The 7,162-nt window shown below is 40.1% G+C and carries 7 protein-coding genes; 4 read left to right on the plus strand and 3 right to left on the minus strand.

Annotation, left to right across the window (positions count from 1 at the left end):
- Nucleotides 1-15: 15 nt before the first annotated feature.
- The 3 genes from rpmI to thrS all read right to left on the minus strand — a co-directional run bounded on the left by rpmI (nt 16) and on the right by thrS (nt 2,954).
- Complete coding sequence (gene rpmI / locus CWC28_RS06390) at nt 16-216, minus strand: 50S ribosomal protein L35 (protein ID WP_054554888.1); 201 nt, start codon at nt 214-216, stop codon at nt 16-18.
- Nucleotides 217-423: 207 nt separating this feature from the next.
- Nucleotides 424-987, minus strand: coding sequence for a translation initiation factor IF-3 (gene infC, locus CWC28_RS06395; RefSeq protein WP_082874073.1), 564 nt, complete (start codon nt 985-987; stop codon nt 424-426).
- A 56-nt stretch (nt 988-1,043) separates the two neighbouring features.
- Nucleotides 1,044-2,954 (minus strand): threonine--tRNA ligase, encoded by a 1,911-nt coding sequence (thrS, locus tag CWC28_RS06400; RefSeq protein WP_063705031.1) that lies wholly within the window; start codon nt 2,952-2,954, stop codon nt 1,044-1,046.
- 248 nt (nt 2,955-3,202) lie between these two features.
- Between thrS and CWC28_RS06405 the strand changes: the two genes are divergently transcribed.
- The 4 genes from CWC28_RS06405 to CWC28_RS22255 all read left to right on the plus strand — a co-directional run.
- The gene (locus CWC28_RS06405; RefSeq protein ID WP_105180870.1) at nt 3,203-4,216 is read left to right on the plus strand and encodes an endonuclease/exonuclease/phosphatase family protein; all 1,014 of its coding nucleotides are present in this window, start codon (nt 3,203-3,205) and stop codon (nt 4,214-4,216) included.
- A 64-nt stretch (nt 4,217-4,280) separates the two neighbouring features.
- The gene (locus CWC28_RS06410; RefSeq protein WP_054554891.1) at nt 4,281-4,733 is read left to right on the plus strand and encodes a DUF3010 family protein; all 453 of its coding nucleotides are present in this window, start codon (nt 4,281-4,283) and stop codon (nt 4,731-4,733) included.
- A 236-nt stretch (nt 4,734-4,969) separates the two neighbouring features.
- Nucleotides 4,970-6,685 carry an AMP-binding protein gene (locus CWC28_RS06415; protein ID WP_138624900.1) on the plus strand — a complete coding sequence of 572 codons (1,716 nt, stop codon included), beginning with the start codon at nt 4,970-4,972 and terminating at the stop codon, nt 6,683-6,685.
- Between the two features lie 186 nt (nt 6,686-6,871).
- A partial coding sequence (locus tag CWC28_RS22255; protein ID WP_502704930.1) for a transposase occupies nt 6,872-7,162 on the plus strand: 291 nt, incomplete at its 3' end.

The following is a 7,162-nucleotide window of genomic DNA, read 5'->3' on the forward strand; positions in this document are numbered from 1 at the left end:
TTCTGAAGACTCCTATTAAGCGAATGGTAACATACGTGAAACTAGACCATGGTCATTCTTATGAACCATCATCTTAGGACGTAAGTGTAATTTACGCTTAGAAGTTTTCTTAGTCAGAATGTGACGAAGATGCGCTTGTTTACGCTTGAAACCGCCAGAAGCAGTTTTCTTGAAACGCTTAGCCGCGCCTCTGTGAGTTTTTAGCTTATAAGCCATTGCAATAACTCCAAATGTATTGCTTAAAAATTAGCAAGCAGGCGAGAGATATTAAAATAGCTCTACTTTTAAGGCCTAACTTACTGCCATAATCCGGTGAAGGCCCACTACAAAAGCAGTGCAACCTTACTTAAACCGGTTATTTCAGGTGAACAGTAAACTGTTACTTGCAGACCTGAAATAAAATCGGTGCGTAATATACCCTGTTTATTGCTTTTTAGCAATAGGTGCCATCATCATAACCATCTGGCGACCTTCAACACGATTTGGGAACGACTCAACTTGTGATACATCTTCCAAATCGGCTTTAACACGGTTTAATAATTCGATACCAATTTCTTGGTGAGCCATCTCACGACCACGGAAACGGATAGTAATTTTAGCTTTGTCACCCGCTTCTAAGAACTTGCGCAAGCTGCGAAGTTTAACTTGGTAGTCACCTTCGTCAGTACCAGGACGGAATTTGATTTCTTTAACCTGGATCTGCTTTTGCTTTTTCTTTTGTTCTTTTAGTTCTTTGCTTTTCTCAAAGATGAACTTACCGTAGTCCATAACCTTACAAACAGGTGGCTCAGCATTAGGACTGATTTCTACAAGATCTACACCCGCATCATCAGCGATAGCTTGCGCCTCTTTTAATGACACGATACCAGCTTGCTCGCCGTCGATGCCAATTAAACGAACTTCTTTAGCTGTAATATCTTCGTTGATACGATTTTTTTGAGCTGTTTGTTGCCCTTTCTTGCCGCCTCTAATGGTACGATCCTCCAAGAATATAAAATAAAAAGCGTGTAGTTGGCTGTTTGTTTGCCCTACACGCTCATGCTTTATTGTCGATTTTTAATTTCTTCGCTTAATTTTGCAATGAAATCATCAACACTAAATTTGCCTAGGTCTTCACCTGTGCGAGTGCGTACTGCCACTTCTTGTTGTTCAACTTCTTTATCGCCAACAACAAGTAAGTATGGAATACGTTTTAACGTATGTTCACGGATTTTAAAGCCAATCTTCTCATTTCTCAAGTCAGCAGCGGCTCTAATTCCAAGTTTATTTAATTTTTGTACAATTTCTTGCACATAATCTGCTTGTTTATCCGTGATGTTCATGATCACTACTTGCTTTGGAGCAAGCCATGTTGGGAACAAACCAGCATACTCTTCGGTTAAAATACCGATGAAACGCTCGATTGAACCTAAAATAGCACGGTGGATCATAACCGGTGTACGACGCTCGTTGTTTTCAGCAACATAAGTTGCACCTAAACGACCTGGTAATGCAAAGTCTAGCTGTACAGTACCACATTGCCATGCACGGTCTAAACAGTCATACAGTGTGAACTCAATCTTCGGACCGTAGAACGCACCTTCACCTGGTAGGTAATCAAACTCAATGTCGTTTGCTTTTAATGCTTCTGCAAGTGCAAGCTCAGCTTTATCCCACATTTCGTCTTCACCGATACGCTTTTCAGGACGAGTAGAAAGTTTTACAACGATTTTCTCAAAGCCAAACGTTTCGTATGTGTCGTAAACCATTTTGATACATGACGATACTTCATCCATGATTTGCTCTTCGGTACAGAAGATATGCGCATCATCTTGGGTAAAGCCACGAACACGCATTAGGCCGTGTAAGGCACCTGATGGTTCGTTACGGTGACAACAACCAAACTCAGCCATACGTAAAGGTAGATCACGGTATGATTTTAAACCTTGGTTAAAGATTTGTACGTGGCCTGGGCAGTTCATTGGTTTAATTGCGTACTCACGCTTTTCAGACTCAGTTGTGAACATCGCATCTGCGTATTTGTCCCAGTGACCTGATTTTTCCCACAACGCACGGTCCATCATTAATGGGCCTTTTACTTCTTCGTAATCATACTCGCGTAATTTTTCACGAACGAAGTCTTCTAGCTCACGGTAAATGCTCCAACCATCATTGTGCCAAAACACCATGCCTGGTGCTTCTTCTTGCCAATGCCATAAATCAAGCGCTTTACCAATACGACGGTGATCACGTTTCTCAGCTTCTTCTAAACGTTTTAAATACGCTTTAAGTTGCTTTTTATCTGCCCATGCTGTGCCGTAGATACGTTGCAGCATTTTGTTTTCTGAATCACCACGCCAATATGCACCTGCCACTTTCATAATTTTAAAGTGTTGGCAGAATTTCATGTTTGGTACGTGTGGACCACGACACATGTCGATGTATTCTTCGTGGTGATATAAACCTGGACGATCATCTTTTGCGATGTTTTCGTCTAGGATTTCCATTTTGTATGTTTCACCGCGTGCTTCAAAAGTATCACGCGCTTCTTGCCAGCTTACGGTCTTTTTAACAACGTCGTAGTTTGTTTTAGCAAGTTCAAGCATACGCTTTTCGATTGCATCTAAATCGTCTTGGCTTAAAGAGTGATCCATATCGATGTCGTAATAAAAACCGTTATCGATGGTCGGACCGATTGCCATTTTTGCTTCAGGGAAAAGTTGCTTAACCGCATGGCCGATAAGGTGCGCACAAGAGTGACGGATGATCTCTAAACCATCATCATCTTTTGCTGTGATAATTTCTAAACGCGCATCTTCGGTAATTAAGTCACATGCATCAACACGGGTGCCATTTACACGGCCTGCAATAGTTGCTTTGGCAAGACCTGGACCGATATCATTTGCTACATCATATGTGCTTACTGGGTTTTCAAAACTACGCTGACTGCCGTCAGGGAGGGTAATAACTGGCATTATAAATCCTTATACAGTGGTGATGCCTACAATGCACCACATGTAATATTTTTAAATTAATTTTAAGTAACTCTGCAACGCTTTTACGAATAAGCATTGCTAATTAAGCTTGTATTTACTGAGTCTTCGCAAATACAAGCAGCTATTGTCGCCGCTCACGTACTCAAATACAAGTAATAAGAAGACTAAATTGACAATTAGTTAACTCATTTCATACTTAATGAGTTAGTACTTTTAGGGTGATCAAAATGCCACACACGCGTACGTTTAAATTTGCGACGTTTAATTTATTAAATTATACCGCGCCACCCTACTCCTTTTATCAGCTACATGAACGATACAACAATACACAATGGCAGCAAAAACAGTTGTTTGTAGCTAATTTCTTAAATGAGGCAAACCCTGATGTGGTGGCGTTTCAAGAAGTGTTTAGTCAACATGCTCTAGAAGTGCAATGCAAAGAAGCGGGATATGATTATTTTAAAACGGTCGATAGCCCGTCCCATGATAGCCTTTATCCGCAAGTGTTATTCAATCCTGTGGTTGCCATTGCCAGTAAATACCCGTTTAAATCGGCCGATGCATTGACGCCATGCCCTGAATTACTTGAGTATTTAAATAATCAGAATGAGTTCAAATTTAACCGCACGCCGATTAAATGCTTAATTGATTTACCTGATTTTGGTGAAGTATGCTTTTATGTGGTTCATTTTAAATCACAGCGCGTCCAGTCAATGGCGCATATGCTTAATATCCATAACCTTGAAGATCCACTTTTGCAGTTGCTACATCAAACGGTGGGTACCATGCAGTCTCAAATCTCGCGCTCATTAGAAGCATCCATTGTTTATTATGATGCCCTTAAAACCCAACGCGAAAAGCAATGTGCAACACTTGTTATGGGGGATTTTAATGATGTACTCACCAGCCCAACTTTATCGTTTATGACTCAAGGGTTTCACCCAACTCGCTGCGAACCTTGCATAGAACATAACGAACCCGTTGTAGGTTTAACCGACAGCTATGAGTTTAGCCGCTCATTTTATGAGAATAAATCAAAGCCCTTTAGTCATTATTATCAATCAAAAGGGAATGTACTTGATTACATTCTCGCCTCTGCACATTTTAATCCTGACTGCCAAGTTTCGAAGGTTAAAGCGCTCGATTATGAAAGTTATGATAGGCATATATCACCAAGCATCCTTAGTGAAGATATTAGCGTAAGTGACCACAGTGCTATCGCTATTAAAATTCATTTTTAAAGCACCTGTTTTTCATAACGTTACTTGCTATAATTGCGCAAATTAAGTTATTTAGAGAAAGACCATGAGAACATGTGGTGTAGAAATTACAGGTAGCGACGTACTACTGTGCATTTTAACCAAAGACAATGACGTATTTGATATCCGTGATGTTAGACAAACACGTTTTACCTTAGGTAACGGTAATGACACAGAAGTAATGCGTAAATTCCAATTTGATTTCAAAAAGTTAATGGAAGATTATCAAATTGACTCTGTGGCAATCAAAGAGCGTCAAGCTAAAGGTAAATTCGCTGGTAGCGCAAAAGGTTTCAAAATGGAAACGGCTATTCAGTTAATTGAGCGCTTAGATGTACAAATTTTATCGGCAACTGAAATCAAAGAGCAGCTTAAACGCAACCCTGTGCCTATCGACTTTGAAGATACAGGCCTGAAAAAGTTCCAAGAAAACGCATTCATAAGTGCTTACGTGTACATCATGCGTAAAACTTATAAGCAAGATGAGCCAAAAGCTTAATTGCTAATTTAGTATCAAAAAGAACGTGCTACGGCACGTTTTTTTATATCCAAAACCCATTCTTTATTCTGCTTTGTTTAAATCACACTCTGTACATTAGTCTTATAAAGCTTTTCTTTGTCGACAATCTGTGTTTAGTTAATCAGGTACGCATGTTTTGAAATTATCTTAAATGATAGTTTCAATTCTTTTGCATCAAGTCCATGACAACACATTAACCGGACACGGAGAATACAATGCAGACAAAGAACACACACTGTAATGCGCTTCCACTTACTCAAAGCTATTATCAAGGCCGTACAGACATTCCATTGATAGAACAAACAATTGGACAGTACCTTGACAATATTGTCGACAATTACCCTGATCACCCCGCAATTGTGGTTCATCATCAACAGATCCGATTAACCTATAGACAATACCAGCAGCAGATTAACCAGTTAGCAATGGGATTATTATCACTTGGCGTAAAACCTGGCGACCGGGTTGGTATTTGGTCTCCTAACAATATTGAATGGTGCTTAACCCAATTTGCTACAGCCAAGATTGGTGCAATTATGGTGTGCATCAACCCTGCATACCGACCAAGCGAATTAAAATACGCACTCAATAGTGTTGAGTGTTCAACACTTATCACAGCAAGTGAATTTAAAGCCAGTAATTATATAAGCATGCTCAATGAGCTTGCACCGGAACTTAAAGATTCACAAGCAGGTGAATTAAATTTAAACGCCCTGCCACATCTAAAAAATATAATTCGTATTGGTGATGAGCCTGCTACTGGCATGTTTAGCTTCAGCGATATCATGCAGCGCGCAACAGATGCCCATAAGCTAGAGCTTGATGCAATAGCTGCTACTTTAAGCTGTGACCAAGATATCAATATTCAATTTACTTCTGGTACTACGGGTAATCCAAAAGGAGCGACCTTATCGCATAAAAACATCCTCAATAACGGATTTTTGATGGCCCAAGCGATGAAGCTGACACATGAGGATAAACTCTGTATACCGGTACCGCTATATCACTGCTTTGGTATGGTGCTTGGTAATTTAGTGTGTATAAGTAAAGGCGCTACGGCTGTTTTTCCGGGGGATTCTTTTGACCCCAAAACCACCCTTGAAGTTGTTGAAAATGAGCGCTGCACTGGCCTACATGGTGTTCCAACGATGTTTATCGCCGAGTTAGAGCTTAAAGATTTTGCAAACTATGACTTATCTAGCCTACGGACAGGCGTAATGGCCGGCTCAACCTGCCCTGAGCAAGTTATGCGTAAAGTTCACTCATTAATGCATATGAAAGAGGTTGTTATTGGTTATGGTCAAACTGAATGTAGCCCTATCAATAATGTAACCGAAACCGACTCACCACTCGAGAAACAAGTCACCACAGTGGGCCGTGCATTAGCTCATACTGAAGTTAAAATTATTGACGAGCTAGGTGATGTTCAAAAAGTTGGCTTACCCGGGGAAGTATGTAGCCGTGGCGCTGGAATTATGCGCTGCTATTGGAATGATGAAGAAAAAACGAAAGCAACAATAGATCAAGACGGTTGGTTACACTCAGGAGACTTAGGTGTGATGGACGAAGATGGCTTTGTTGCTATCGTAGGCCGAATAAAAGACATGATCATCCGCGGCGGTGAAAACATCTACCCTAGAGAAATAGAAGAAGTACTTTATACCTACCCCGGTATTCAAGATGCGGCCATTTTTGGTATAAGTGATGAAAAATACGGCGAAGAAGTATGTGCCTGGATCCAACCTAAAGATGATGCGGTACTTGATGAAAATGCCATTCGTGATTTCTTAAAAGATAAACTAGCCTACTTCAAAGTTCCAAAGCACATACGCTTTGTTGAAGAATACCCAATGACAGTAACAGGCAAACTTCAAAAATTTAAAATGCGCGAACAAATGCAAGAACTCCTAAGCGAAAAAGCCTTTTCGTAATCATTTGCTTGCAAAATATGACCTAATTTAAAAAGCTCAGCCCCGCCTGAGCTTTTTAATTTATTAAGAAATTTATTAAGACACCCACATTATGAATAGAAAATAATTTAGACACCCAATTTTAAATTTCTCACTTTTCAAAATTATGACTAAACTTATATTGTTCAACTCATGGAGGAGAAGAGCATGGCAACCCCACGTAGAAACTTAATTAGCGTTTCAAATACACCTTACTACCATTGTATTTCACGTTGTGTTCGTCGCGCTTATTTGTGTGGACAAGACCCACTTACGGGTCGTTCATATGAACACAGACGGGATTGGGTTGAAAACAAACTTCTTCAACTTGGCAGGATATTTTGTATTGATATTTGCGCCTACGCCGTTATGAGTAACCACACGCATTTGGTCCTTCACATCGATATAGCAAAAGCAAAGCGTTTGAATAATAGAGCGATTCTGATTAGGTGGCATAAG

The organism is Pseudoalteromonas sp. S4492 (assembly GCF_005886115.1).
In the GTDB taxonomy this organism is placed as follows: Bacteria; Pseudomonadota; Gammaproteobacteria; order Enterobacterales; family Alteromonadaceae; genus Pseudoalteromonas; species Pseudoalteromonas gelatinilytica.